Origin of the sequence: Chryseobacterium rhizoplanae, assembly GCF_900182655.1 — a bacterium.
In the GTDB taxonomy this organism is placed as follows: domain Bacteria; phylum Bacteroidota; class Bacteroidia; order Flavobacteriales; family Weeksellaceae; genus Chryseobacterium; species Chryseobacterium rhizoplanae.
Genome location: NZ_FXTC01000001.1, coordinates 150,034 through 175,561 on the forward strand (window position 1 = coordinate 150,034; position 25,528 = coordinate 175,561).

A 25,528-nucleotide genomic window follows, 5' to 3' on the forward strand; every position below is an offset into this window, starting at 1 on the left:
GTGATCTATTGAGTTGTAATAATGTGCCCAAATGCTATCATGAAAATTCTTTTAACGCTGGGACCGCAAAGTTTTTTTAATCCGACCTGAAAATAATTTCGTTTGCAAAGGCATTTCATTTAGCTAAGATATTTACTGTTTTATTGCTGAGTGAAACGCCTTTGCGATCTTAAAGAGTACGCGCATCCTTAAAAAATCGCGATCTATTGCGTTATAATTATGGCACCCAACCGCTATTATGAAAAACAACAAGAACCCGTAACTCGAAAACCTGAATCACAAACTTTGAACTTTAGTTTCTGAAGCTGTATCTTTGCACTTATGAAAGATTTAATGGGCAGAGCGATCTGGGATTATTACCACAATGAAAATCCGGAGGATCTGCAGACTGAAACATCAATTTCTGAGCTGGATGAACTTCCGGTAGAATATTTATTCAGAGATTTTGAAGACATGAATGATATTGAGCAGAAAGCACTGGAATTATCCGAAGGAAAAGTTCTGGATATCGGAGCTGGGGCAGGTTCTCATTCTTTGTATCTTCAGAATGAAAGAAATCTTGAGGTAACCGCATTGGATATTTCACCAAAATCTATTGAAGTCTGCCAGCTGAGAGGCATTAAAAAAGCAGTTTGTAAAAATATGCTTGATTTTTCAGATGAGACTTTTGATACGGTTTTATTACTGATGAACGGTACCGGTGTTTTTGAAAGCCTTGCAAAAATTGATACCTATCTTCAGAAATTATATTCTCTATTAAATAAAGGAGGACAAGTTCTGATCGACAGTACAGACATCCTTTATATGTTTGACCGCGATAAAGATGGAGGAGTGTATATTCCTGCGGGAGGATATTACGGAGAACTGGATTACGTAGTTCATTATAAAGGTGAATCTGAAGAACCGATTACGTGGCTGTATCTTGATTTCAACACGTTGAAAAATGCAGCTAAAAATAACGGCTTTAAAATAGAAAAAGTCCTGAAAGACGAAGATTCTTACTTAGCAAAACTGACTAAGAAATAATTAACGACCAGTCATTGCGAGCTGAAAGCGAAGCAATCTCAACAAATAATATATTGTCATTCTGTGAACAGGATGGCAATTTTGTTTTTTGTACTTCTCTCTAGCCCCGATAGGAACGGTTACCCCACAGCATGTAGTTGTAGCTCCCGGGTCAGGCGCGAGGAGTAAAAGTGGATAGCGGGAAACAGCTCCTTATTATTGTCTGAAAAGATGGATGGCTCTTGCCAATGGATAGAAAGAAAACCACTCCGGGGAATAGAAATACATCAGAACAGTAGTCCCGGCACATAAAATAACAGGAAGAATATAAGATTCTGCACGGTAAGGAAGTTTTTTTGGAGTTGCTAAAACACTGATGACAAGTAAACCCAAAGCTCCTACTGCAATGACTCCAATTTCGGGACTGTATCTGGAAGTGGTACCAAAGTCAAAATGGGAAAGCAGAACGTATCTTTGAAATATAAAAAACAGAAAGCCAAATGCCAGTGCTAAGAAGCTTGCAAGGTATTTTTTTAGTTTAACTAAATTAAGGAACAGTAAAATAGACCCCGGAATCGGAGAGAAAAAAACGGAGCTGACTAAAATAGTCATTCGAGAATAAAGTTTAACAGCCTCCGTATCTTCTGTGATATGGTCTTTCCAGACTTCTGCCTCTTCTGTACGTTTTGCTTCCTCTTCTTCTTTTTTATGCTGAATCAATTGCTGAACGGCTGTTTTTTCTATTTCACTGAAAACACGACCTCTTTCTTCCAGAATTTCAAAAGCTGCCTGAACGGCTTCCGGAACAAAGCGGTTGCCTTCTTTTAAATATCCCTCTAATTCCTGATTGGAAAGCTTTCTTAAAACATTTTTACTGACCATACGCTGTATATAAAAGAAAGGCTGCTTCTAGTGAAACAGCCTGTGATCTTTATAATTATAATAAGGTTAATTATCCGATCTCAATCCCGTTTTCAACATTGCTGTCGTCCGGTGTTACGAAAGATAATTTTCCGTCTGGTTTTGTTGTTAATAATAACATTCCCTGAGATTCAATTCCTCTGATTTTTCTTGGAGCAAGGTTCAGAAGAATCATTACCTGCTTACCGATTACTTCTTCAGGAGTAAAGCTCTCTGCAATCCCGGAAACAACAGTTCTTACATCTACTCCTGTATCTACAGTCAGTTTTAATAATTTATCTGCTTTTTCTACTTTTTCAGCTTCTGTAATGGTTGCTGTTCTAAGGTCTATTTTAGTAAAGTCATCAAACGTGATCTCTTCTTTCATAGGATTTGCGTTAGGGTTTGTTTTTTTATTGTTTTGTTTTGTGTTTTCTAATTTCTGGATCTGAGCTTCGATAACGTCATCCTCAATTTTTGAGAAAAGAAGGGATGATTCATTGATTTTATGACCTGTTTCAATTAATACTGATTGGTTTTCAATTGCATTCCAGTCTTTTTTCTCAACATTGAACATGTTCAATAGCTTTTCAGAACTGAAAGGCATGAAAGGCTCGCATAACTGAGCTAATGCAACAGCTATTTGAGCTCCAACGAATAACGATTGAGCCGCTTTTTCAGGATTATCTTTAATCGTTTTCCATGGCTCTTCAGTCTGAAGATACTGGTTTCCAAAACGGGCAAGATTCATTAATGCTGTTAATGAATTTCTGAACTCATAATTTTCAAGGAATCCGGAAATTTCTTTTGCAGACTTACTTATTTCCTGCAGTTCAGGGCTGTTCACATCTCCTTGTGGAACAACTCCATCGTAATATTTATGAATAAGAACCGCAACTCTGTTGATGAAGTTTCCGAAGATACCTACCAATTCAGAATTATTCTTAGTCTGGAAATCCTTCCATGTAAAGTTATTATCTTTTGTTTCCGGAGCAGATGAAAGAAGAGCATATCTTAATACATCCTGTTGTCCCGGGAAGTCTTCCACATATTCATGAGCCCATACCGCCCAGTTTCTTGAAGTGGAGATCTTATCGTTCTCAAGGTTCAAAAATTCAAAAGCAGGAACATTTTTAGGCATGATATAATCTCCGTGAGCCTTCATCATGGCAGGAAAAATAATACAGTGGAATACAATATTATCCTTTCCGATAAAGTGTACAAGGTCACTGTTTTCGCTCTGCCAGTAATCTTTCCAGTCTTTTCCGTTTTTCTCAGCCCATTCTTTAGTGAAAGAAATATAACCGATTGGAGCATCAAACCAAACATATAAAACTTTTCCTTCTGCATTCGGAAGGGGAACCGGAACACCCCAGTTCAGGTCTCTGGTCATCGCACGAGGCTTAAGGCCGTCATTCAGCCATGATTTTACCTGTCCGTATACGTTAGGTTTCCAGTCATCTTTATGGCCTTCAATGATCCACTCGTTTAAAAAGTCTTCATATTCGTTTAATGGCAGATACCAGTTTTTTGTTTCTTTAAGGATAGGAACATTTCCGCTAAGCATTGATTTCGGATTGATCAGCTCGGAAGGAGAAAGGGTAGAACCACATTTCTCACACTGGTCTCCGTAAGCATTTTCGTTACCACAATTAGGACATGTACCTACAATATAACGGTCAGCAAGGAATTCTCCTGCCTGCTCATCAAAATACTGCTCAGAAATTTCTTCTGTGAATTTTCCTTTCTCGTATAATACCTTAAAGAAATCCTGGCTGGTTTCATAATGCTTTTTAGACGTTGTTCTTGAATATTCATCAAATGAAATTCCCAAATCAGCAAAAGATTTTTTAATGATCCCGTGATATTTGTCAACGATATCCTGAGGAGTAACTCCTTCTTTTTTAGCTCTTATGGTAATAGGAATTCCGTGCTCATCTGAACCACAGATAAACGCTACATCTTTTCCTAATCTTCTCTGAAATCTTGCGTAAACATCCGCAGGAATATAAACACCTGCCAAATGTCCTATATGAACCGGCCCGTTTGCATAAGGCAAAGCTGCCGTAATCATCTTTCTGTTTGACATTTATAGTAAAGTTTTAACTGCAAAGATAAGGAATATCTGTTGAATACCGCTATTGATGGTGTTATTATGACGCAGAATGCAGTTTTTTCAGGATTGAATATGAATTTAAGTTAAACGTTTGTTTAACTAAATTTTAAATTAATATAAATATTATGCAATGCATAAGACGGTGCAAATTATTGAAATCTAAAAAACTAACTAAAATAGGTTTCGTAATATACATAATTTTAACTAAAATTATATTAAAATTATGATAATTCTATTTTTTTTTTAAATTGCAAGTCTGGCTACAAGCCAAATTAAGACTGAAAAAACGAAACTATAAAAAAATATGATTGTGAATAATTTTACAACAGTATTGAAAATTGCGCCTGCTTTTTTATTGGCCAGCACAATAATGCATGCGCAGACTAGAGACACTCTTTCTAAAGAAAAAAAAATAGATGAGGTGGTCTTGATTGGATACGGTAAGCAGAAGAAGACAGACCTTACAGGATCTATTTCTTCTATAACATCCAAAGATTTTAATGGGGGAGCAGCCACTGCTGATCAACTAATTGTTGGTAAAACTCCTGGGGTACAAATCACCGGCAACAGTGGTGCCCCTGGTTCAGGTTCTACAATTAGAGTAAGAGGTGGTTCTTCATTCATTAATAATGATCCGTTAATTGTTATCGATGGTGTACCTATTGATTTTAACAGTTTAAGTGGAGCAACGAATCCGTTATCATTGATTAATCCAAATGATATCGAAACATTTGATATCTTAAAGGATGCATCTTCTGCCGCTATTTACGGTAATAGAGCTTCGAACGGGGTTATATTAATTACAACGAAAAAAGGTACCGCAGGTAAATTTAAAGTTAATTTCAATACTAATTTTTCTGTCTCTACTAAAATGGGTAATGCGGATGTTTTGGATGCTGATCAGTTTAGAAGTTTTGTAAATACTTTTGGAACGAGTGCACAAAAATCTTATCTCGGCACTTCAAATACAAACTGGCAGGATAAAATTTATCAACAAGCTTGGGGAACAGACAATAATGTTGCGTTTTCAGGCGGTGTAAAAGGTTTGCCATATAGAGTATCTTTAGGATACAATGAGCAAAACGGAATTGTAAGGACAAATGAATTCAGAAGAACTTCATTAGGGTTAAATTTTTCCCCTAAATTTTTTGATAGCCATTTAACTGTTAATGGTAATTTTAAAGGAACTTTTTCTGAGAACAGATTTCCAGATGCTGGAGCTATTGGAGCTTCTATTTATTTTGATCCAACACAATCTGTATATTCAGGGAATTCTAAGTATGGAGGATATTACGAATGGTTAGATCCTGCCAACACTGCTACAGGTTTAAATGTAAATGGAACAAGAAACCCATTAGGTTTATTATATGGTAAAAGAGATATTTCATCTGTCTTTAGGATTATTCCAAGTTTACAACTAGATTATAAGTTTCATTTTTTACCTGAATTAAGGCTGAACATAACAGGATCTTATGATTATGCAAAAAGTGATGGTTCTGTTAATACATATAAAGAATACGCTCAGGGAATTGGAACTTTAGGATCTTATCGTTCATATTCTCAGGAGATTAAAAGTAAATTATTTGAGTCTTATCTGAATTATGTAAAAAAGATTAATGCGATTAATACAACTGTAGACATTATTGGTGGTTATTCTTACCAAGATACACGATCGATTACTCCAGAAGCTCCTACCTATTATGGAAATGGTCAAAAAACCGATTTTTCAACTGCAGGAGATACACAGAGAACTTTATTATCTTTTTATGCTAGAGGTATTTTTACTATAGCAGATAAGTATATTATCAATGGTTCTATCAGAAGAGACGGTTCTTCAACATTCTGGAATGGAGCAGATAAAAACCAGTTATGGGGTAATTTCCCAGCAGTATCAGTTGCATGGAAAATTAATGAAGAAAGTTTCTTAAAAAGCATTTCAGCGATTAGTTCATTAAAAATAAGAGCAGGTTGGGGTAAAACTGGTCAGCAAGAAACAGGTAATTTCTATCCTGCATTTGGTTCTTATTCTTATAGTAATAGCAGTACGGCGCAATATCAGTTTGGTAATAGTTTCTATACTTTACTTCGTCCAGATGTTTACAATCCAAATCTGGTTTGGGAAACAACAACTACTAAAAACTTAGGTTTAGACTTTGCAATTTTAAATAATAGAATTAGTGGTTCAATAGATTATTTTGATAAGAAATCTGAAAACCTTATTGCAAAAGTACCTACCTGGGCAGGTGATTTAAGTAACTTTAATATTAAAAATGTTGGAATTATTGCCAATAAAGGTTTTGAAGCTAACTTGAATTTGGTTCCTGTGAAAAATGGAATCGTAACTTGGGATGTAAATCTTAATGCTACTAGATTTAATCCTAGGGTTACAAGTTTATCCCAATATGTAGATTCATCATATAAAATTCAAGTGGGGACGCTTACTGGTATTAATAACTATATTCAGGCAATTACAGTCGGTCAGCCTCTTAATGCATTTTATGTGTATCAGCAAGTCTATGATAGCAATGGAAAACCTTTAGAAGGAGCTTATGTTGACAGAAATGGTGATGGAAAATCAACTGAAGATGATAAATATTTCTATAAATCGCCAAATCCTGATGTAATCTTAGGCTTTTCTACAAAGGTAAGTGTAAAAAAATGGGAATTTAGCACATCGCTTAGAGCTGTTTTAGGGAATTACGTTTATAATAATTCTGCTTCTAATAGCTCAATTGCAAATATTCAGGCAAATAATTTCTTGAGTAATACAAATTCAAGTGTTTTAACAACACAGTTTGCTGCAACACAACTTTTCTCGGATATGTTCATTGAAGATGCATCATTTCTTAGAATGGATAATTTCTCGATTGCTTATAACGCAGGAGAATTTATGGGAAAAGGAACAAATTTAAGAGTAAATGCAATGGCACAAAATGTTTTTGTAATTACAAAATATAAAGGTATAGATCCCGAGGTGTTTGGAGGAATTGACAATGGTTTCTATCAAAGACCGAAAGTGTATTCAGTAGGGTTTAACTTCCAATTTTAATCAACATGAAAAATAAATATTTATATAAAAAATTAATTATAGGGTCTATTACTCTAGGGACTCTATTTTTTGTAGGTTCTTGTACACAAGATCTTGAGAGAGAACCAAGTTTAGGATTGACAGCTACTGTTTTATACAAAGATTTTAATAATTATAAACCTGCTTTAGCTAAAATTTATGCTGGACTAGCAATTGGTGGGCAAGGAGATCAAAATAATGCAGACGGAAATACGGATATAGGTGGAATTGACGGAGGTTTCTCAAACTACCTTCGTCAAATGTACAGTATGCAGGTTTTAACAACAGATGAAGCTGTTATTGCTTGGGCTGATTCAGGTCTTCCAGATATGCATAATATGACTTGGAATGCTTCCAATCCTTTTGTTGCAGCAATATACTATAGAATATTCAATGTAATTGCTGTAAGTAATGAATTTATTAAAAATACAACTGACGAAAAACTTTCTACAAACGGAATTACTGGAAATAATCTTACAGAAGCAAAATACATGCGTGCAGAAGCTCGTTTTCTAAGAGCTCAATCGTATTATCATGCAATGGATTTATTTGGAAATGTACCAATGGTGACTGAGACTACTGATATTATTAATACACCTCCTCCAAGAATTGCCAGAGCAGAACTATTCAAATATATAGAGTCTGAGCTTTTAGCTTGTGCAAATGATCTTAAAGATGCAAGAAGTAATGAATATGGCAGAGCAGATAAAGCTGCTGCTTGGTCTCTATTAGCAAGATTATATTTAAATGCACAAGTTTATACAGGTACAGCAAGATATACGGATTGTATTACATACTGTAATAAAGTAATAAGCGCAGGATATTCATTAAAGTCAAACTATTCGTCATTATTTATGGCAGATAATAATGTAAATAATCCTGAAGTTATTTTATCTGTAAACTACGACGGTACAAGTACAAAAACTTACGGAGGTTCAACTTTTATGGTACATGCTGCAGTTGGAGGTTCGATGCCTGCTTCTCAATTCGGAATCAATGGAGGTTGGGGTGGTATAAGAACTACAAAATCTTTTGTTAATCTATTTGCTGGTTCCCCAAGTGACAAAAGAGGAAATTTCTATACAAATGGTCAAAATTTAGAAATAAATAATATATCAACATTTACAGATGGTTATGCATTTATTAAATATAAAAATATAAAGTTTTCTAATGGGGCCCCTGGATCAGATGTATCAGGTAATTTTGTTGACGCAGATATTCCTTTATACCGTTTAGCGGACATTTATCTTATGTATGGTGAAGCAGTTTCAAGAGGTGGATCAGGAGGAGATGCAACCACTGCATTAGGATATGTAAATGCCTTAAGGACAAGAGCAGGAGGAACTACTGTTGCCTCAATTAATACCGATTTTTTCTTAGACGAAAGATCTAGAGAAATGTCTTGGGAAGCAACGAGAAGAACAGACCTGATTCGTTATGGCAAATTTACGTCAGGCTCATATCTATGGCCTTGGAAAGGTGGTGTAAAGGAAGGTAAAGGTGTAGATGAGTATAGAAATCTTTTCCCGATACCAGCAAATGATATAGTAGCTAATCCTAATTTGGTTCAAAACCCTGGATATTAACTTTTAAACACAATCTAAAAATGAAAAGCTTTTTTAAAATTTTAGCAATAGCATTTATTGGAATTTTTGTTATTTCATGTGAAAAAGATGAAGACCAGGTAGTGATTACAGAAACTGTAAAAAGTAAGATTACACCAGATAAAACAGCTATTGTTTTAGATAAGGTTAATCCTGACAATGTAGCCTTAAATATCACTTGGAACAAATCAACCTTTAACATACCTGTAGTGTATACACAGCAGCTGCAATTTGCAATCAAAGGGAAGAATTTTAAGGATGCCTCTACTATGGAAGTGACAACTTCACCTCTAACCTTTACTAATAAACAGCTTAATAATATAGCATTAGGCTTAGGAGCTGCTACTAATGTAGCTGCTGAGATTGAAGTTCGGCTAAGAACGTTGGTGGGTGCTGCACCTTTCTATTCTGATGTGAATACTTTAACAGTAACGCCCTATCTTTTAGGGCCTATTTACAATTATAATGATTTCTATCTGATTGGAGATGCTACAGCTGCAGGATGGGATAATACTGATACAAATACGAAGTTTCTTCCATTACAAAAAACAGCTGCAGCAGGAATTTATTCTTATACGGGATATTTTGCACAAGGCGGTTTTAAAATGATTAAAACTCCAGGGTCCTGGAATACTCAATATGGAATGGGTAGTACTGCAGGTACACTAAGTACAGGTGGTTCTTCAGGAAATATTTCCGTGTCTGCTGCTGGATATTATAAATTGACAGTTGATACCAATACTTTAACATATACCTTTACTTCAATCGGAAGTCCAACGGTTACCTATAATACAATTTCAATGATTGGAACTGCATCAGGAGATTGGAGTACAGATTTGGATTTACAGAAGTCAGCTTTTGATGCTCACATTTGGGTTAAGAAAAATGTCACCCTGAATTCAGGTGAATTCAAATTCAGAGCAAATCATGATTGGGGAACAAACTGGGGTAAAGCTCAGGAATTTTTTGGTGTAGCTGAGCTCGGCGGAGGGAATATTCCGGTAAGTGAAACCTTTAAGTATGATGTATATTTCAATGATATTACTGCGGAATATTCGGCAATTCCAATATTTTAAAAACAATTAGAAATCAAACTCAACTAAAATAAAGCAAAGTGCTGCTTTCCCGCAGCACTTTATCTATTTTTAAAGTTAATAAATAGTCATTATGAAGAAAATTACAGTTGGAGCGCTTTTGCTCTCAATGATGTTTACAGGTGTGAAAGCCCAATCTTTAAAATCTCCGGATGGAAAATTTGAAATGAATTTCCAGTTGAAAGAAGGAGTACCTTACTATAACCTGAAGTACAATGGTCAAGTAGTAGTTGAAGATTCTAAATTGGGATTGCGATTATTTAAAGACACAGCTATAAAATTCGCTTCTGAGATAGCCAAACCAGAAGATGCAAAATACGACCTGAACAACGGTTTTGCAAAGACAGATGAAAAAAGAGACTCTAAAAATGAAACCTGGAAGCCGGTTTTAGGAGAAAAGAAAAACTATATCAATCATTACAACGAACTGGCAGTTACCCTGAATCAGGCTTCTACAGACAGAAGTATTGTGGTAAAATTCAGATTATTTAATGATGGTTTAGGATTCCGATATGAATTTCCTCAGCAGAAGAATCTGAATTATTTCGTGATCAGAGAAGAAGACTCTGAAATTGATTTCCCTACCGATATGAAGGCATGGTGGATGGTTGCAGATTATGACTCTCAGGAATATCAGTACCAGGAAACAAAAGTTTCTGAGATTCCGGCAAAATGGGATAAAGCATACGATGCAAACGCTTCCCAGTCATTGGTGAAAAATGCAGTTCAGTCTCCTTTAATGCTTAAAAAAGAAGGAAAAGAGCCATTGTATATCAACGTTGCTGAAGCTGCCGTATTAGATTATCCGGCTTCCCATCTGGAAGTAGATGCTCAGAACTATAAGTTCAAAACGCATTTGACAGCTGACAGACAAGGAGCGAAAGGATATATTCAGACACCGTCAGTAACGCCCTGGAGAACAATTATTGTAGCTCCGAAAGCAGAGCAGGTAATGGATTCTAAAATGATCTTTAACCTTAATGAACCTACAAAATATACTGATACTTCTTACATTCACCCTACAAAATATATGGGAGTCTGGTGGGAAATGATCATCGGGAAATCACAATGGGCGTATTCCACAGCGGAAAATGTACATTTAGGTAAAACCGATTTTGCCAAATTAACTCCAAACGGAAAACATGCAGCGAATAATACAAAAGTTAAAGAATATATTGACTTTGCTGCAGAAAACGGTTTCCAGGGATTATTGATTGAAGGCTGGAATATTGGTTGGGAAGACTGGTTCGGACACTCTAAAGAATTCGTTTTCGATTTCATCACACCTTATCCGGATTTTGATATCAAAATGTTGAATGAATATGCACATTCAAAAGGAATTAAACTGATCATGCACCATGAAACTTCAGGCTCTGCAACAAACTATGAAAGATGGGCGGATAAAGCATTCCAGACGATGAACAAATATGGATATGATGCTGTGAAAACCGGATATGTGGGAGATATCATACCTAGAGGAGAACACCATTATTCTCAATGGACAATTAACCACTTCTATAGAATTGCAGAAAAAGCAAATGACTATAAAATCATGGTTAATTCTCATGAATCTGTACGTCCTACAGGAGAAAGTCGTACTTATCCGAACTACATCTCTGCAGAAGCAGCCCGTGGAACAGAATACGAAGCATTCGGAGGAAATAAGCCTGATCACCAGACGGTTCTTCCGTTCACAAGATGGATGGGAGGTTCTATGGACTACACGCCGGGAATTTTCCAGACGAAGCTGGACTATTATTTCCCTGGAGATAATCGTTTTGTAAAAACTACGCTCGTGAAGCAGCTTGCCCTTTATGTGACGATGTACATGCCGCTTCAGATGGCAGCAGACCTTCCTGAAAACTACAAAAAACATATGGATGCATTCCAGTTTATAAAAGATGTAGCTGCAGATTGGGATGATACAAAGATTTTATCCGCTGAACCTGGTGATTATGTGATCACAGCAAGAAAAGCGAAAGGTACTGAAAACTGGTTTGTAGGTGGTATTACCGATGAAAACAAACGTGAGTATACCGTAGATTTCTCGTTCCTGGATAAAGGAAAAAAATATGAAGCAACGATCTATGAAGATGGAAAAGATGCTGATTATATTGATAATCCTCAAAGCTATAATATCTATAAGAAAGAGATCACAGGAAAATCAAAAATTAATTTTAAGATGGCAAGAAGCGGCGGTTTCGCAATTTCTATAAAGCCCGTAAAATAATTTAAAGATACACTAAGGTGCCCCGGTTCATTGATTTTTTAATGTTCCGGGGTATTTTTTTTAACAGATTATTTATCTCCTGCCTGTTGATTCAGTTGTGGATATTGATATTCAGTATTGGGAGTTTGTTCCTTTAAAGGTGTACTTTCATTTTTTAGCTTTTCCTTATGCTTGTACTCCTTTTGATACTGCTTTACCGTTTTTCCGGTACCGTCATGTCTCCAACCCGGTGAATAGAAAAGATACTTTATACGGTCTTTGAAAGAAAGTCCCGGCTGTCTGATATCTTTTCCTATTCTTCGCCATTCATAGAATAAAGTAGTTGCCGGATCTTTAGACTCCATCTTAGGATAGATTCCATATTTCACAGGAACCTCAGGATCTTCTTTTTCAAAAGTTCCAAAAATCTTATCCCAGATAATCAGTCCCATTCCCATGTTACGGTCCAGGTATTTGATGTTGCACGCATGATGTACTCTGTGGTGAGAAGGAGTAACCAGGATATATTCTAAAAATCCCATGCTTTTAATAGATTGTGTATGAACAAAAGTGCCATAAATCTGTATCGCAGAATACGCAACCAGAATATGCCATGGATGAAAGCCCATGAAAGCTAATGGAGAGAAAAACAAATACCTGTATAAAGGCTGAAATACAGGACTTCTGAATCCTGTACTGATGTTGAAATAATCAGAATTGTGATGCGTAATATGTACAGCCCAGAAGACACGTGAGTGATGATCTACATAATGATGAACATAATAAGCGAAATCCTGGGCAAGGAATACAGCAATCCAATACCAGATTCCCTCTTGCCAGTCGAAAATACGGTGATGATAAAAAAACATCATGACAAACAAAGAGAAACCTTTCATGATGATGTCTAACCCATAGTTGAGCAAAGCAAAAAGAACATTGGTTGCTACATCTTTAGTCTCATAAATCTTCTCTTTATTGAAGTGGCTGTAGGCCATTTCTGCAAAAATAATTACAGCAAACACAGGAATGGTCCATGTGTACACAACATCTGGCCCCTCAGCGTGGAACATACTACTGAAATCAAACATTTTTTCTGTAAAACTAAAGATAAAAAGGGGTATAAATTAACTTTTAGGATGAATTTTTTATGAAAAATTTAAGTTTTTTTATAAAAGTTAAAAAAATGAGTGCTACTTTTTGGAAAAGTATAAGGATCAGGATGGAAAAAAAGGGATATTCTACTATATTTTGAATGTCTATATGAAAATTAAATGCTAAATTGAACACTAATATGAAGACAATATTTGCAGCATTAGCCCTTTCAATAGCTTCTGCAGCCTTTTCCCAAAAAGTGTTGGAAAGGATAGAGCCGGCTTTCTGGTGGAAAGGTATGAAAAACCCCGAACTTCAGATTCTTGTGTACGGAAAAAACGTTGCCCATAACGAGATTGCACTTTCGGACGGAATACAGATCAAAGACATCCGGAAAGTTGATAATCCGAATTACGTTTTTATTACCGTAAATACCAATGAAATAAATGTTCCGAAGTTTACAATTACCATTAAAAAAGGAAACAAAAACCTGGGCTCCTATGCCTATGAACTGAAGCAAAGGAATCCCGGATCAGCCGACCGCGAATCTTTTACCTCGAAAGATGTCATATATCTGATCATGCCGGACCGCTTTGCCAATGGCAACGAAAAGAATGATTCAACACCTGAACTTACAGAAAAAGCAAATCGAAGTCTGCCTAATGGAAGGCATGGCGGAGATCTCAGCGGTATCATCAATAAACTTGACTATATTCAGGATCTGGGAGCTACGGCAGTCTGGCTGACCCCGGTAAATGAAGATAATGAAAAAGTATATTCTTATCACGGATATGCCCAGACTGATCTGTATAAAATTGATGGCCGATACGGAACGAACGAGGATTATAAAACTTTATCCAAAGAGCTGAACAAACGAAATATGATGCTGGTGATGGATTATGTCACCAATCATTGGGGCGGATCCCACTGGATGATCAAAGACCTTCCTTCAAAAGACTGGATACATTGGTTTGACGAAGGAGAGAAAGGATTTAAACGTTCCAATTATAAAACAACAACACAATTTGATACCAATGCTTCCGATATTGATAAAAAATATGCATTGGACGGATGGTTTGATACTACCATGCCGGATATTAACCAAAAAAATCCACTGGTTCTGAAATATCTGATTCAAAATGCGATCTGGTGGATAGAATATGCAGAATTAGGAGGATTCCGGGTGGATACTTATCCTTATAACGATAAAGATGCCATGGCAAAATGGGCGAAAGCCATTACCGATGAATATCCGAAATTCAATATCGTAGGAGAAACATGGCTTTATACGGCAGCACAGATTGCAGCGTGGCAGAAAAACTCCAGAATAGGAGCGATAGAAGGATACAATTCCCATTTACCCTCGGTGATGGATTTCATGCTGTTTGAAAATATGCCTAAAGCTCTTAAAGAAAAAGAAGGCTGGGATAAGGGTATGATCCGTATTTACGATTCCTTTACCAGTGATTTCCTTTATCCGGATATCAATAATCTTCTGGTTTTCTTTGAAAATCACGATACAGAAAGATGGAATGAAATCTTTAATGCAAATCCTGACGCTTACAAAATGGGACTTGCCCTGATCTCAACAGTAAGAGGAATTCCGCAGATCTATTACGGATCAGAAATAGGAATGAGAGGAGATAAGGCAAAAGGAGGTGATGCAGATATCCGAAGAGATTTTCCGGGAGGCTGGAAGTCTGATTCTCAGAATGCCTTCAATCCATCTGCTCAGACTCAGGAACAGAAAGAATTTTTCCGGTTTACTCAAAAATTATTAAACTGGAGAAAAGGCAAAGACGTGATTCATAATGGGAAAACTAAAAATTTCGTTCCTCAGGACGGTGTTTTTGTTTATTTCCGATATAATGAAAAAGAAAGTGTAATGGTCATCCTCAACAATAATGAAAAAGATCAGACGTTAGACCTGAAACGATTTGCCGAATCACTTAATGGATTTACAAAAGGAAAAGAAGTAATTTCAGGGAAAGAAATTTCATTACAAAACAGTATGAATATCCCTGCAAAAACGCCATTCATCATTGAACTTGAAAAATAATTAATACATATGAAAAAACTAACCACTGCTTATACCTTAATCCTTTTTGTACTGGGATTTTCTTTATTCAGCGCTCAGTCAAAAACTCCATTTGAAAAAGAAAAAACGGAAATCAGCGCGATGCTTGATGCATTCAATGTAGCAGCTGCAAAAGCGGATTACACTGGATATTTTAACTTCTTTGCGGATGAATCTACCTTCATTGGAACAGATGCTACCGAAATATGGAATAAAAAAGAATTCATGGTATGGGCAAAACCTTATTTTGACAAAAAGAAAACCTGGAACTTTAAAGCGCTTAAAAGAAATATTTACTTCAGTAAAGATGGAAAACTGGCGTGGTTTGATGAACTATTGGATACCCAGATGAAAATATGCAGAGGTTCCGGAGTGGTAGAAAAAATCAACGGAAGCTGGAAGGTAAAACAATACGTTCTTTCTGTAACAGTTCCCAATGAGGTGGTAGATAAAGTGGTGGTAGAAAAAGCACCTATTGAAGATGTATTAATTCAAAAACTGAAATCATAATGGCAGAAATGTTGGGGAGATATAATTCGGGACCATTTGGAAAAAGAAAAAAGCCAAATTTATCCATGCTCCAGATTATTAACATGAGTATGGGATTCCTTGGAATTCAAATGGCATTCGGATTACAAAATGGAAATGCAAGCCGTATTCTGGGTAATTTAGGAGCCGATGTTCACGAATTATCCTGGTTCTGGCTCGTTGCTCCCGTTACAGGGCTCATTGTTCAGCCTATCATCGGCCATATGGGAGACAATACCTGGAGCCCGTTGGGAAGAAGAAAACCTTACTTTTTAATTGGAGCCGTTTTGTGCGCTATAGGACTGGTCCTTCTTCCGAATGCTGCATCCGTTACCCAGATGTTTGCCGCCAATGCTCTTCTGTTAGCGGTAATATTTCTCGCGATGATGGATGCTTCGGTGAATATCGCAATGGAACCTTTTCGGGCTTTGGTAGGAGATATGCTTCCCAAACATCAGGGGACAATAGGATTTTCGGTGCAGACCATCCTGATTGGAATTGGAGCTGTATTGGGCTCTTATCTGCCGGATTGGTTAACGAAAATGGGAATCTCCAACGAAGCGCCGGCGGGTTTTGTAGCAGATAATGTGATTTACTCTTTTTATATAGGTGCTGGATTGCTTATCATCTCAATTTTGTATACCATAATGACAACCAGAGAATATTCTCCGAAGGAGTTCGCTGATTTTGAAGATGGAAAGGAAGTAGAAGAACAGGAATCTAGGTTTTCAGATATTTTCAAAGACTTTGCAGCAATTCCTACACAGATGAAGAAGCTGGGAATTGTTCAGTTCTTTTCATGGTTTGCCTTATTTACCATGTGGGTATTTACCACCAGTGCGCTGGCAACCCATCATTTTGGGCTTTCCCCGGAGGATACGCACTCCAAAGCTTTTAATGATGCGGGTGACCTTACCGGAAAACTTTTCGGAATGTACAATTTGTGGGCAATTCCGTTTGCCTTTCTGTTGACACCCATTGCTAAACTTATTGGTAAAAAACAAACTCATGCATTAGCTTTGCTGTGCGGAGGTTTGGGTCTTGTTTCAATGTATTTTATTAAAGATGTCAACAATTTATGGATCTCAATGATCGGCTTAGGATTTGCCTGGGCAAGTATCCTGGCAATGCCTTATGCTATGCTTATTGAGGTGATTCCACAGAGAAAAATGGGGGTCTATATGGGAATTTTCAATTTCTTTATTGTCATTCCGCAGATCATTAATGGTTTATTCGGAGGCCCTGTCGTGAGTGGTATTTTCGGAAAACAGGCTATGGATTATGTTGTTGTTGGAGGTGTTTGTATGCTGATAGGAGCTGTAGTAACCATGATTTTTGTTAAATCTGAAGATGAAACTCCTAAAGAAATTGAAGAGGAGATCAAACAGGTACACTTTTAAAAAATAAATAGTTTTATTGACCTATCTCTTTTAGTAATACTAGCTTTGACAAGCTCAGCCTGACACAGCTTAAAAATTTCGGTTGGTATTCGGGTTGTCACCCTGAGCCTGTCGAAGGGTTATCAATAAGAAAAACCTTTGTTATAATTAATCTCGAGTATTAATTAAAAGAGGTAAGTAAGGGTTTAATTCAAAATATCAATAGGAGCGGGCTTTAGCCCGTTTTCTTAGTGTTCATCAATGGGCTTTATCCGAAATTTATTATTTGTTAATAAGGGAAAATTAAAATTATTTATCATGAAGCTTAATTTTTTTAATAAGTTTTTTTCGACTGCAAAACAAAAGGATAAGCCTGAAAATAAAACCATTATTGAAAATTTAGAAGATATCGGCTTTACTGAAGAAGAATTACTTGAATACGATAAACATGTAGATTTTTATTATACAAATATCATCAACTCATTGATTCTTTATAGCTATAATGTAGATCAATTGGATGAAATGGCACCCATTTTAATAGATCCATTAGCGGAATTGTACGAAGAGCTTGATTATGCATTCATTCCTGTTTTATTTGAAACTATTTTTAGAAATAAACGGATTAATGAATCATTCAAAGAGGATTTACTACAATTTAAAAAGAATGTAGATGATATTCCTGTAGAAATATGGGATTGGGATTTCTTAGACCAGCATGAAACATGGAAAAATATAAGACTTGAAGCCGAAATGCTTTTAAATAAACTCAATATAGAAACAAGAACTTATAATACAGACTATACTACATTTCTTTTTAAAAAATAAGAAGTAATAAATAATTCAATAGGGAGCGGGCTTTAGCCCGTTTTTCCTTTGAGTATTCATCAATTGGCTTTAGCCAAAACTTAAAATCTTCATATACGACATTCAGAATGTAATAGGCTCTCACGGATTTTCACAGGTAACAAAGATGTTTACGCTTATTCATAGAATTGATTTAATCCGTCAATATTTGGAAGAAAATTCAGCATAAATTTTATCGCAGATAAAATCGCCGCGCCTTAAAACATATAGAATAAAACCCCTTGCGCCTTAGCGTTTTCCAACCTCTTTTGACCATAAATTTGCTTTCTTACCCTACATCAACTTTTTTAATCAACCTATCCCGTACATTTGTACCATAAATAATCACAGAAATGAAAACAGTATATCATAAAGCAGATTCAAGAGGCCATGCCAATCACGGATGGTTAAATTCTTACCATACATTCAGTTTTGCCAACTATCAAAACAGAGACAGAACAAACTTCGGTGTTCTTAGAGTGTTGAACGATGATACAGTTTCTCAGGGAATGGGCTTCGGAACACACCCACACAGGGATATGGAAATTATATCTATTCCTCTTGAAGGGGATCTGGAACACAAAGATTCAATGGGAACCACAGCGATAATCAAAAAAGGAGAAATCCAGGTGATGAGTGCAGGAACCGGCGTAATGCACAGTGAATACAATAAAAATAAAGACGAAGAAGTAAAATTCCTTCAGATCTGGATTTTTCCAAAAGAGCAGAATGTTGAACCAAGATACGATCAGAAAAGTATCAAAGAAGGTGAAAAAATCAATGGATTTCAACAGATTTTATCTCCTGATAAAAATGATGACGGAGTTTGGATCCACCAGGATGCATGGTTTAATTTGGCCAACTTTACAAAAGGAAACGGCAAAAATTATATGCTTAACAAAAAAGGAAACGGAGTCTATGCATTTGTTTTAAAAGGTAGTGCAAAAATTGGAGACCGTGTTTTGAATGAAAGAGACGGATTGGGAATCTGGGATACTCAGAGCTTTAATATAGAAGCTGTAGAAGACACTGAAATATTATTAATGGAAGTCCCAATGGAATTACCATCTTATCTTAAATAAAAAACTAAATTTGTAATCTTAAAAGATAAATCTCACCTATGAAAATTTTAGCAATAGCAGGAAGTAACTCAGAAGTTTCAATGAACAAACAGTTGGTTGCCTATGCATCAACATTATTTGAAAATGCAGAAGTAGAAGTAGTAGACCTGAATCCTTTCGAAATGCCAATCTATAAGCATGAAAGAGAATTGGCTGGTGGTGTTCCTCAGGAAGCCCATGATTTTGCTGCCAAAATTGACGGTGCCAATGTATTATTGGTGGCGTTGGCAGAACACAACGGAACCTATTCTACAGCATTCAAAAATGTGTTTGACTGGGTATCAAGAATCAAAGACAGAACAGTTTGGAACGAAGTACCAATGCTATTGATGTCTACATCTCCGGGAGGTAGAGGTGGAGCAGGTGTTTTAGAAGCTGCATCAAAGCGTTTTCCTTTCCATGGAGGAAATGTGGTGGAAACCTTTTCACTGCCTTTCTTTAATGATAATTTTGATAAAGGAACTCAAAAAATCTCTAATGAAGAGAAAAACAGTGAGTTAAAGGAGAAAATAAACAAGATTGCGGCTATTGAAAACATCCTTGAAAAATAGAATTTGAATTAGTTTTACATAAAAAACCACTCATATTGAGTGGTTTTTATTTATATAGTTATTTAATAATAAATTAAAATATATTAATTGTTCATTAGTCCAGCATCTCTTAATTTTTTTAAAAGATCATTAAAATTCGACACTAAAGTTGTTGTATCTATAGCTATTGAATCCACTTGGTTTTCCATTTTTTTATTGATTTTATCTACTTTAATTGGACGAACATTACCGTTTGTGACAATCCAACTTTGTCCAGTTTCTGAATATAAAATATCTCCTGTCATAGCTCCTGTTGTTCTGTTTTCTATAGGATTTTCTGGTGGTGTGGTTGTTATTTTATATCTGCCATTAGGAAGGTTCCTTGATATATAACTTGAAATACTCTCGCCCTTTTCAAAACTTAATATTTCGTTCAATGATATAAATTTAAAGTCAAATTCATTTTGATTTACATTATATTTACCTAATTCAATTTTTACATATTTTGTCTGAGGAGCATATTGTTCAAACTCCAAAATTGCAATTTGATTTGTGAAGCCTGTTGAGCCCTCAACAGATAAAGGAAAACGAAATGCACTGCCTACTATATTTTGAAACTGAGTGTCTACACCTGCTACTGGCTTTGTTATTGTAATTAATTGTTGGTTAGAATCATATAGTTCTATTCTGAAACATCTGGCGATGTTGCTTATTGTACCAAAGTAATTAGCATTGCCATTAAGCATAAACAGGTATTTAGAGGTGGCATTTACAGGTATCAATTTAGATTTTATAGTAGTAGAATGATTAGCAATATTCCTATTACCTATTTTTGTGTAATCTTTATTAACTCTATCTATCACAAGTGAAGTTGCTGTACCAAAAATCCATGACCGTACTGACTGGGAGTAATCAAAATCTATCAAATAGGGGTCAGGAATTAAATTAGGTCCAAATCTCAGATTCAGGTCTAAATTTCCCATAGGTATATTGACTACTTCCTGATTGGTTATTTTCTTTATCTGTGATCCAATTATTTCGCAATCTGCCCCATCATACATAAGCCAATCTATTTGACAGCCAATTATAGTCATATTTTGGACAGGATTTGCAGATAATGTATTTACTAATAAATTAATTCTTCGATAGGCACCACCTTGTAATTGAATATTTTGATTTATTTCTATCGAATTGGGTTCAATATTCAAATACATCCCATTATCAATACTATTTACAGGATTAACAATTTTGATATTATTACAGTTATCTACAATTGAAAAATCGGATTGACCATTATTACCGAAATAACAATTGTCAACTGTCAGATCATTTGTGTTTTTTGCATACAATCCCCATGAATTACCATTGGTTTGATTTTTAAAATTAAAAAAACCGCACCTTCTTAGATAAATACGATTTCTAGATTCTGTAGTGGCACGTTGAGAATCTAGCTCTGTTTCTAAAGAATAAAAGTTGATATTTTCAACGTAAGCGTCATCCCAGAACTGAACCATTGTAGGAGTACTATTCTTTTTAAGATAAAAATTAACAGTTCCTTTTCCTATAATATTGATTTTCATTTTATTAACAGCGTATCCGGTTCTGAAAATATTAACTGAATAGTTACCATTGTCAAAAACTAGATTTAAATTATGATCTATAGCATAATTTCTTACCTTGTCAAATAAAGCTTGTTGTGAATTAAAATTATTATAGTTTGGAGTTGTTGAGATTGGAAACAAAGAAAAATCCTTTGAATTGAATTGTTGATTTTCAAAAATAGCAATCCAACTTCCGCCTGTACCATTGATAATACTTCCACCATCATCAATTGCTGTACTAAATGTCCATTTATATATCAAATGTCCCTTATCGCCTGGAATATAGTAGCCTAGTAATAAAATAGATTCACCTTCAAATTGCCCATTAGTATTTCTCAATTCGGAAATATTGTCAACTGTTTTTAACATATACATATTTTGATAATTTAAGTTATTCAAAAATAAGATTTAGCTTATATAATCAGCTATTTTTATGTGCATATCTTAGTATGGCAGCTAGGATATAGTACAGTTGTGTTTGTTATCAGGTACTTAATTTTCTAAGAATGATTCTACGGTTCAACTTAATCCTAACCTTTCATTTTGAATATTTAATTTTCTTTAATGATAATTTTGATAAAGCAACTCAAAATATTTCTAATGAAGAGAAAGACAGTGAGTTAAGAGAAAAAATAAACAAGATTGCGGCTATTGAAAACATCCTTGAAAAATAGAATTTGAATATTCATTTAAAATTACTATTTTTGCAAAAAGAAAAGAGATGAAAATTCAGACCTCCTATAAACAATGTTTTTCTCATAAAGGGAAAGTTGTGGACTCTGAAATTCTGAGATAAAATAACGGCCGATAATCTGAAAAGATTGTCGGCTTTTTTGTTTTCTAAAATCGAGTATAAAAGTAATTGAAATATTAAAAGATAATAAGACTCCAGAAGCAGTTACTAAATAGTATGAAATCTGAAATCTGATATCTAAAAATCTAAGCAGACATGAGCAACACTTACAAATCAGCAGGAGTAGACAAAGAAGAAGGATACAAAACGGTTGACAAGATCAAAAAAGCGGTCGGTGAAACCCACAATTCCAATGTACTGAATCACTTGGGAAGTTTTGGAGCTTTCTATGAGATCGGTGGATACAAAAATCCGGTTCTTGTATCAGGAACAGATGGAGTAGGAACAAAGCTGAAAGTAGCTTTAGATACTAAAAAATATGATTCCATTGGTGTAGATTGTTTCGCAATGTGTGCCAATGATATCCTTTGCCACGGAGCAAAACCTTTATTTTTCCTTGATTATCTGGCTTGCGGAAAGCTTGATTCAGAAATCGCAGCAGAAATTGTTTTAGGAATGGTGGCTGCCTGTAAAGATAACAACTGTGCATTGATTGGTGGAGAGACTGCTGAAATGCCGGGAATGTACCAGCCTGGAGATTATGATGTTGCAGGATTCTGCGTAGGAATCGTAGAAAAAGATCAGATCATTGATGGTTCTACGATCAAAGCAGGTAACAAAATTATTGCATTACCAAGCTCAGGATTCCACTCAAACGGATTCTCTTTAGTAAGAAAAGTATTCCCGAATTTTGAAGAAGAGTTTGAAGGAAAACCATTATATGAAACCCTTTTAGTACCTACAAGACTATATTATAAAGATATTCATAAAGTACTGGAAGAAGTAAAAGTAAGCGGAATTGCTCACATTACAGGAGGCGGTCTTTACGAAAACGTTCCAAGAATCATTCCTGAAGGACTTTGTGCTTCTATTGACGAATCAAAAATCAGGATTCCTAGTGTGATGCTTGAGCTTGAAAAGAGAGGTGAGGTTGCCCGTGAGGAAATGTACGGAACATTCAATATGGGTGTTGGGATGGTAATCGTAGTAGATGCTGAACATGCTGAAAAAGTATTGCACCTTTTAGATGATGCTTACGAAATCGGAGAAATCACTGAAGGAGCAGAAAAAATCAATTTAAAATTTTAGAAGCTTAATCCCGCTTTCCGCTATATCTTTTTTCGCCAATGCTTTTTTACAAGGCCATTTCAAAAAAGGATGCCGCTTCAATCGGGGCTAGTTAATAACATTCAAAGCCTTGTCAAGGTTTAAAATCTTGACAAGGCTAACAAAATAAAAATGAAGAACATCGTTGTACTCGTATCCGGTTCAGGAACCAATCTGCAGAGAATCATTGATACCATTGACACTGGAGAAATCCAGAATGCAAAAGTATCTTTGGTAGTGGCAGACAGAGAATGTTTCGGATTGGAAAGAGCAAAGAATCACAGTATAGAAAACATACTTATTCCAAGAGGAAAGAATTTCAGCAGTGAATTGGCTAAAGTAATCCCGGAAAATACTGATCTTATCGTATTGGCAGGATTTTTATCCATTTTAAAATCTGAATTCTGTGAAAACTGGAATGGTAAAATAATCAATATTCATCCTGCTTTGCTTCCGAAATTCGGAGGAAAAGGAATGTGGGGAATGAACGTTCATAATGCAGTAATAGAAGCTAAAGAAGTAGAGAGTGGGGCCACTGTACATTTTGTAACGCCGGGCATTGATGAAGGAGAAGCCATACTTCAGAAATCTTTTGAAGTAACCGCTGAAGATACTCCGGAAACATTGGCTCAGAAAGTTCACCAGATTGAATATGAAATATTCCCGATAGCGATCAATAAGGTCCTGGGAAATAAATAATGTAACAATCTAACAATTTACCAGTTTACCAATGTTAAAGGTATTCTTACATTGCTAGACTGATACATTGTTACATTAATAAAAAGAAATCTAAGTAAATAAAAGTAAATCCGGAGGTGAAAGACCCGGATACAGTTTGAAATAGCTGTAAAAAGTAAAAAATTGAAAGTAAAATGAGTAAAAAGAGAGTTTTAATCAGTGTTTCTGACAAAAGTGGATTAGTAGAATTCGCACAGTTTTTGGAAGCTCAGAATTATGAGTTGATCTCCACAGGAGGAACGTTCAAACATTTGAAAGACGCTGGTTTAAATCCTATTCAGATTGATGAGGTAACCAATTTCCCTGAAATGCTGGACGGAAGAGTGAAAACTTTACACCCGAAAGTTCACGGAGGACTGCTGGCTGTTCGTAACAACGAAGAGCACATGAAAACCGTTCAGGAACACGGAATTGGTCTGATTGACATGGTAATCGTAAACCTTTACCCTTTCTTTGAAAATGTGAACAAAGACATTTCTTTACATGAAAAGGTAGAGTTTATCGATATCGGTGGTCCGTCAATGCTTCGTTCTGCAGCGAAAAACTTTGATTCTGTAACGGTAATCACTGATGTAGAAGATTATGCAGCAGTGAAAATTGAAATGGAGCAAAACGGAGACACGTACATTGAAACCCGTAAAAAGCTTGCAGGAAAGGTATTCAACCTTACCTCTGCTTATGATGCGGCTATTTCAAGAATGCTTTTAGATGAAGAATATCCTACCTACTTAAATGCTTCTTACAAAAAAGTTGCTGATTTAAGATACGGAGAAAACCCTCACCAGACAGCTGCTTACTATGTTTCTACTTTCGAGAATGGAGCAATGAAAGACTTTGAACAGCTTGGTGGTAAAGAACTTTCTTTCAACAATCTTCGTGATATGGACCTTTGCTGGAAAGTTGTTACTGAATTCAAAGAAGAAATGGCTTGTTGTGCTGTAAAACACTCTACCCCTTGTGGAGTTGCTATCGGAACTTCAGCATTGGAGACTTATCAGAAAACATTCGAATGTGACCCGGTTTCTATCTTTGGCGGAATTGTTGCAATGAACTATAAAATTGATGCAGCAACAGCGGAAGAATTAAACAAAACTTTCCTTGAGATCGTGATGGCTCCTGCATTCGATGAGGAAGCTCTTGAAATTTTAAGAAAAAAGAAGAACTTAAGAATCATCAAAATTGTAAACCCTGTTTCTGACAAACAGACCTGGGTGAAGGTAGACGGTGGTATTCTGGTTCAGGACAATGATACTTACTTCTCTGACGATATCAAAGTGGTTACAGAAGTACAGCCTACAGAAGAGCAGAAAAAAGCATTGCTTTTCTCTCAGAGAGTGGTAAAATATGTGAAATCAAATGCTATTGTAGTTTCTAACGGAATTCAGGCATTCGGTATCGGTGGCGGACAGGTAAACAGAATCTGGGCAACACAGCAGGCGATCGAAAGAGCAAAAGAAAAATTCTCCGGAGATTTAGTATTGGCTTCAGATGCGTTTTTCCCTTTCCGTGATGTGGTAGATTTCTGCGCTCAGGAAGGCATCAAGGCGATTATTCAGCCAGGTGGAAGTGTAAAAGACCAGGATAGCGTAGAAGCTGCAAATGAGCACGGTATTCCAATGATGTTTACAGGGGTTAGACACTTTTTCCACTAATTAAAATAGAAT

Annotated in this window: 18 protein-coding genes; 14 read left to right on the plus strand and 4 right to left on the minus strand. The window is 35.8% G+C overall.

Annotated elements, in window-relative coordinates:
* Window positions 1-321: 321 nt before the first annotated feature.
* Window positions 322-1,026 carry a class I SAM-dependent methyltransferase gene (locus tag FN817_RS00680; RefSeq protein ID WP_142716269.1) on the plus strand — a complete coding sequence of 235 codons (705 nt, stop codon included), beginning with the start codon at window positions 322-324 and terminating at the stop codon, window positions 1,024-1,026.
* A 195-nt stretch (window positions 1,027-1,221) separates the two neighbouring features.
* Here FN817_RS00680 and FN817_RS00685 read toward each other — a convergent pair whose 3' ends face one another.
* Together FN817_RS00685 and metG are read right to left on the minus strand one after the other, a co-directional pair.
* A complete protein-coding gene (locus FN817_RS00685; protein WP_142716270.1) occupies window positions 1,222-1,887 on the minus strand; it encodes a hypothetical protein in 666 nt (221 codons plus the stop codon).
* A 70-nt stretch (window positions 1,888-1,957) separates the two neighbouring features.
* On the minus strand, window positions 1,958-3,994 hold the full coding sequence (gene metG / locus FN817_RS00690) for a methionine--tRNA ligase (protein ID WP_142716271.1): 2,037 nt from the start codon (window positions 3,992-3,994) through the stop codon (window positions 1,958-1,960).
* 337 nt (window positions 3,995-4,331) lie between these two features.
* Between metG and FN817_RS00695 the strand changes: the two genes are divergently transcribed.
* The 4 genes from FN817_RS00695 to FN817_RS00710 all read left to right on the plus strand — a co-directional run bounded on the left by FN817_RS00695 (window position 4,332) and on the right by FN817_RS00710 (window position 12,016).
* Complete coding sequence (locus FN817_RS00695) at window positions 4,332-7,070, plus strand: SusC/RagA family TonB-linked outer membrane protein (protein ID WP_142716272.1); 2,739 nt, start codon at window positions 4,332-4,334, stop codon at window positions 7,068-7,070.
* 5 nt (window positions 7,071-7,075) lie between these two features.
* Window positions 7,076-8,674, plus strand: a complete 1,599-nt coding sequence (locus FN817_RS00700; protein WP_142716273.1) for a RagB/SusD family nutrient uptake outer membrane protein — start codon at window positions 7,076-7,078, stop codon at window positions 8,672-8,674.
* Between the two features lie 20 nt (window positions 8,675-8,694).
* On the plus strand, window positions 8,695-9,768 hold the full coding sequence (locus FN817_RS00705; RefSeq protein WP_142716274.1) for a SusE domain-containing protein: 1,074 nt from the start codon (window positions 8,695-8,697) through the stop codon (window positions 9,766-9,768).
* A 91-nt stretch (window positions 9,769-9,859) separates the two neighbouring features.
* Window positions 9,860-12,016 carry a glycoside hydrolase family 97 protein gene (locus FN817_RS00710; RefSeq protein WP_142716275.1) on the plus strand — a complete coding sequence of 719 codons (2,157 nt, stop codon included), beginning with the start codon at window positions 9,860-9,862 and terminating at the stop codon, window positions 12,014-12,016.
* A 68-nt stretch (window positions 12,017-12,084) separates the two neighbouring features.
* Here FN817_RS00710 and FN817_RS00715 read toward each other — a convergent pair whose 3' ends face one another.
* Window positions 12,085-13,083 (minus strand): sterol desaturase family protein, encoded by a 999-nt coding sequence (locus FN817_RS00715; protein WP_142716276.1) that lies wholly within the window; start codon window positions 13,081-13,083, stop codon window positions 12,085-12,087.
* Between the two features lie 203 nt (window positions 13,084-13,286).
* Between FN817_RS00715 and FN817_RS00720 the strand changes: the two genes are divergently transcribed.
* From FN817_RS00720 to FN817_RS00750, 6 genes are all read left to right on the plus strand, one after another.
* Window positions 13,287-15,146, plus strand: a complete 1,860-nt coding sequence (locus FN817_RS00720) for a glycoside hydrolase family 13 protein (protein WP_142716277.1) — start codon at window positions 13,287-13,289, stop codon at window positions 15,144-15,146.
* A gap of 9 nt (window positions 15,147-15,155) precedes the next feature.
* Window positions 15,156-15,674 carry a nuclear transport factor 2 family protein gene (locus tag FN817_RS00725; protein ID WP_142716278.1) on the plus strand — a complete coding sequence of 173 codons (519 nt, stop codon included), beginning with the start codon at window positions 15,156-15,158 and terminating at the stop codon, window positions 15,672-15,674.
* On the plus strand, window positions 15,674-17,092 hold the full coding sequence (locus FN817_RS00730; RefSeq protein WP_142716279.1) for an MFS transporter: 1,419 nt from the start codon (window positions 15,674-15,676) through the stop codon (window positions 17,090-17,092). The genes FN817_RS00725 and FN817_RS00730 overlap by 1 nt, the downstream gene beginning before the upstream one ends.
* Before the next feature lie 297 nt (window positions 17,093-17,389).
* Window positions 17,390-17,896: a hypothetical protein gene (locus tag FN817_RS00740; protein WP_142716280.1), complete on the plus strand. Its 507-nt coding sequence runs from the start codon at window positions 17,390-17,392 to the stop codon at window positions 17,894-17,896.
* Window positions 17,897-18,267: 371 nt separating this feature from the next.
* Entirely contained in the window at window positions 18,268-18,996 is a 729-nt protein-coding gene (locus FN817_RS00745) for a pirin family protein (RefSeq protein ID WP_142716281.1), read from the plus strand.
* A 38-nt stretch (window positions 18,997-19,034) separates the two neighbouring features.
* Entirely contained in the window at window positions 19,035-19,586 is a 552-nt protein-coding gene (locus FN817_RS00750; RefSeq protein WP_142716282.1) for an NADPH-dependent FMN reductase, read from the plus strand.
* A gap of 83 nt (window positions 19,587-19,669) precedes the next feature.
* Here FN817_RS00750 and FN817_RS00755 read toward each other — a convergent pair whose 3' ends face one another.
* Entirely contained in the window at window positions 19,670-21,535 is a 1,866-nt protein-coding gene (locus FN817_RS00755; RefSeq protein ID WP_142716283.1) for a hypothetical protein, read from the minus strand.
* Window positions 21,536-22,115: 580 nt separating this feature from the next.
* Between FN817_RS00755 and purM the strand changes: the two genes are divergently transcribed.
* From purM to purH, 3 genes are all read left to right on the plus strand, one after another.
* Entirely contained in the window at window positions 22,116-23,108 is a 993-nt protein-coding gene (gene purM, locus FN817_RS00765) for a phosphoribosylformylglycinamidine cyclo-ligase (protein ID WP_142716284.1), read from the plus strand.
* A 150-nt stretch (window positions 23,109-23,258) separates the two neighbouring features.
* Entirely contained in the window at window positions 23,259-23,825 is a 567-nt protein-coding gene (purN, locus tag FN817_RS00770; protein WP_142716285.1) for a phosphoribosylglycinamide formyltransferase, read from the plus strand.
* A 173-nt stretch (window positions 23,826-23,998) separates the two neighbouring features.
* Window positions 23,999-25,516, plus strand: a complete 1,518-nt coding sequence (gene purH / locus FN817_RS00775; protein ID WP_142716286.1) for a bifunctional phosphoribosylaminoimidazolecarboxamide formyltransferase/IMP cyclohydrolase — start codon at window positions 23,999-24,001, stop codon at window positions 25,514-25,516.
* Window positions 25,517-25,528 lie beyond the last annotated feature (12 nt).

What these genes read in the sequence shown, in the direction of transcription:
- FN817_RS00680 (WP_142716269.1), top strand. Translation starts at nt 322, where the DNA reads ATGAAAGATTTAATGGGCAGAGCGATCTGGGATTATTACCACAATGAA.
- FN817_RS00685 (WP_142716270.1), bottom strand. Translation starts at nt 1,887, where the DNA reads ATGGTCAGTAAAAATGTTTTAAGAAAGCTTTCCAATCAGGAATTAGAG.
- metG (WP_142716271.1), bottom strand. Translation starts at nt 3,994, where the DNA reads ATGTCAAACAGAAAGATGATTACGGCAGCTTTGCCTTATGCAAACGGG.
- FN817_RS00700 (WP_142716273.1), top strand. Translation starts at nt 7,076, where the DNA reads ATGAAAAATAAATATTTATATAAAAAATTAATTATAGGGTCTATTACT.
- FN817_RS00705 (WP_142716274.1), top strand. Translation starts at nt 8,695, where the DNA reads ATGAAAAGCTTTTTTAAAATTTTAGCAATAGCATTTATTGGAATTTTT.
- FN817_RS00710 (WP_142716275.1), top strand. Translation starts at nt 9,860, where the DNA reads ATGAAGAAAATTACAGTTGGAGCGCTTTTGCTCTCAATGATGTTTACA.
- FN817_RS00715 (WP_142716276.1), bottom strand. Translation starts at nt 13,083, where the DNA reads ATGTTTGATTTCAGTAGTATGTTCCACGCTGAGGGGCCAGATGTTGTG.
- FN817_RS00720 (WP_142716277.1), top strand. Translation starts at nt 13,287, where the DNA reads ATGAAGACAATATTTGCAGCATTAGCCCTTTCAATAGCTTCTGCAGCC.
- FN817_RS00725 (WP_142716278.1), top strand. Translation starts at nt 15,156, where the DNA reads ATGAAAAAACTAACCACTGCTTATACCTTAATCCTTTTTGTACTGGGA.
- FN817_RS00730 (WP_142716279.1), top strand. Translation starts at nt 15,674, where the DNA reads ATGGCAGAAATGTTGGGGAGATATAATTCGGGACCATTTGGAAAAAGA.
- FN817_RS00740 (WP_142716280.1), top strand. Translation starts at nt 17,390, where the DNA reads ATGAAGCTTAATTTTTTTAATAAGTTTTTTTCGACTGCAAAACAAAAG.
- FN817_RS00745 (WP_142716281.1), top strand. Translation starts at nt 18,268, where the DNA reads ATGAAAACAGTATATCATAAAGCAGATTCAAGAGGCCATGCCAATCAC.
- FN817_RS00750 (WP_142716282.1), top strand. Translation starts at nt 19,035, where the DNA reads ATGAAAATTTTAGCAATAGCAGGAAGTAACTCAGAAGTTTCAATGAAC.
- FN817_RS00755 (WP_142716283.1), bottom strand. Translation starts at nt 21,535, where the DNA reads ATGTTAAAAACAGTTGACAATATTTCCGAATTGAGAAATACTAATGGG.
- purM (WP_142716284.1), top strand. Translation starts at nt 22,116, where the DNA reads ATGAGCAACACTTACAAATCAGCAGGAGTAGACAAAGAAGAAGGATAC.
- purN (WP_142716285.1), top strand. Translation starts at nt 23,259, where the DNA reads ATGAAGAACATCGTTGTACTCGTATCCGGTTCAGGAACCAATCTGCAG.
- purH (WP_142716286.1), top strand. Translation starts at nt 23,999, where the DNA reads ATGAGTAAAAAGAGAGTTTTAATCAGTGTTTCTGACAAAAGTGGATTA.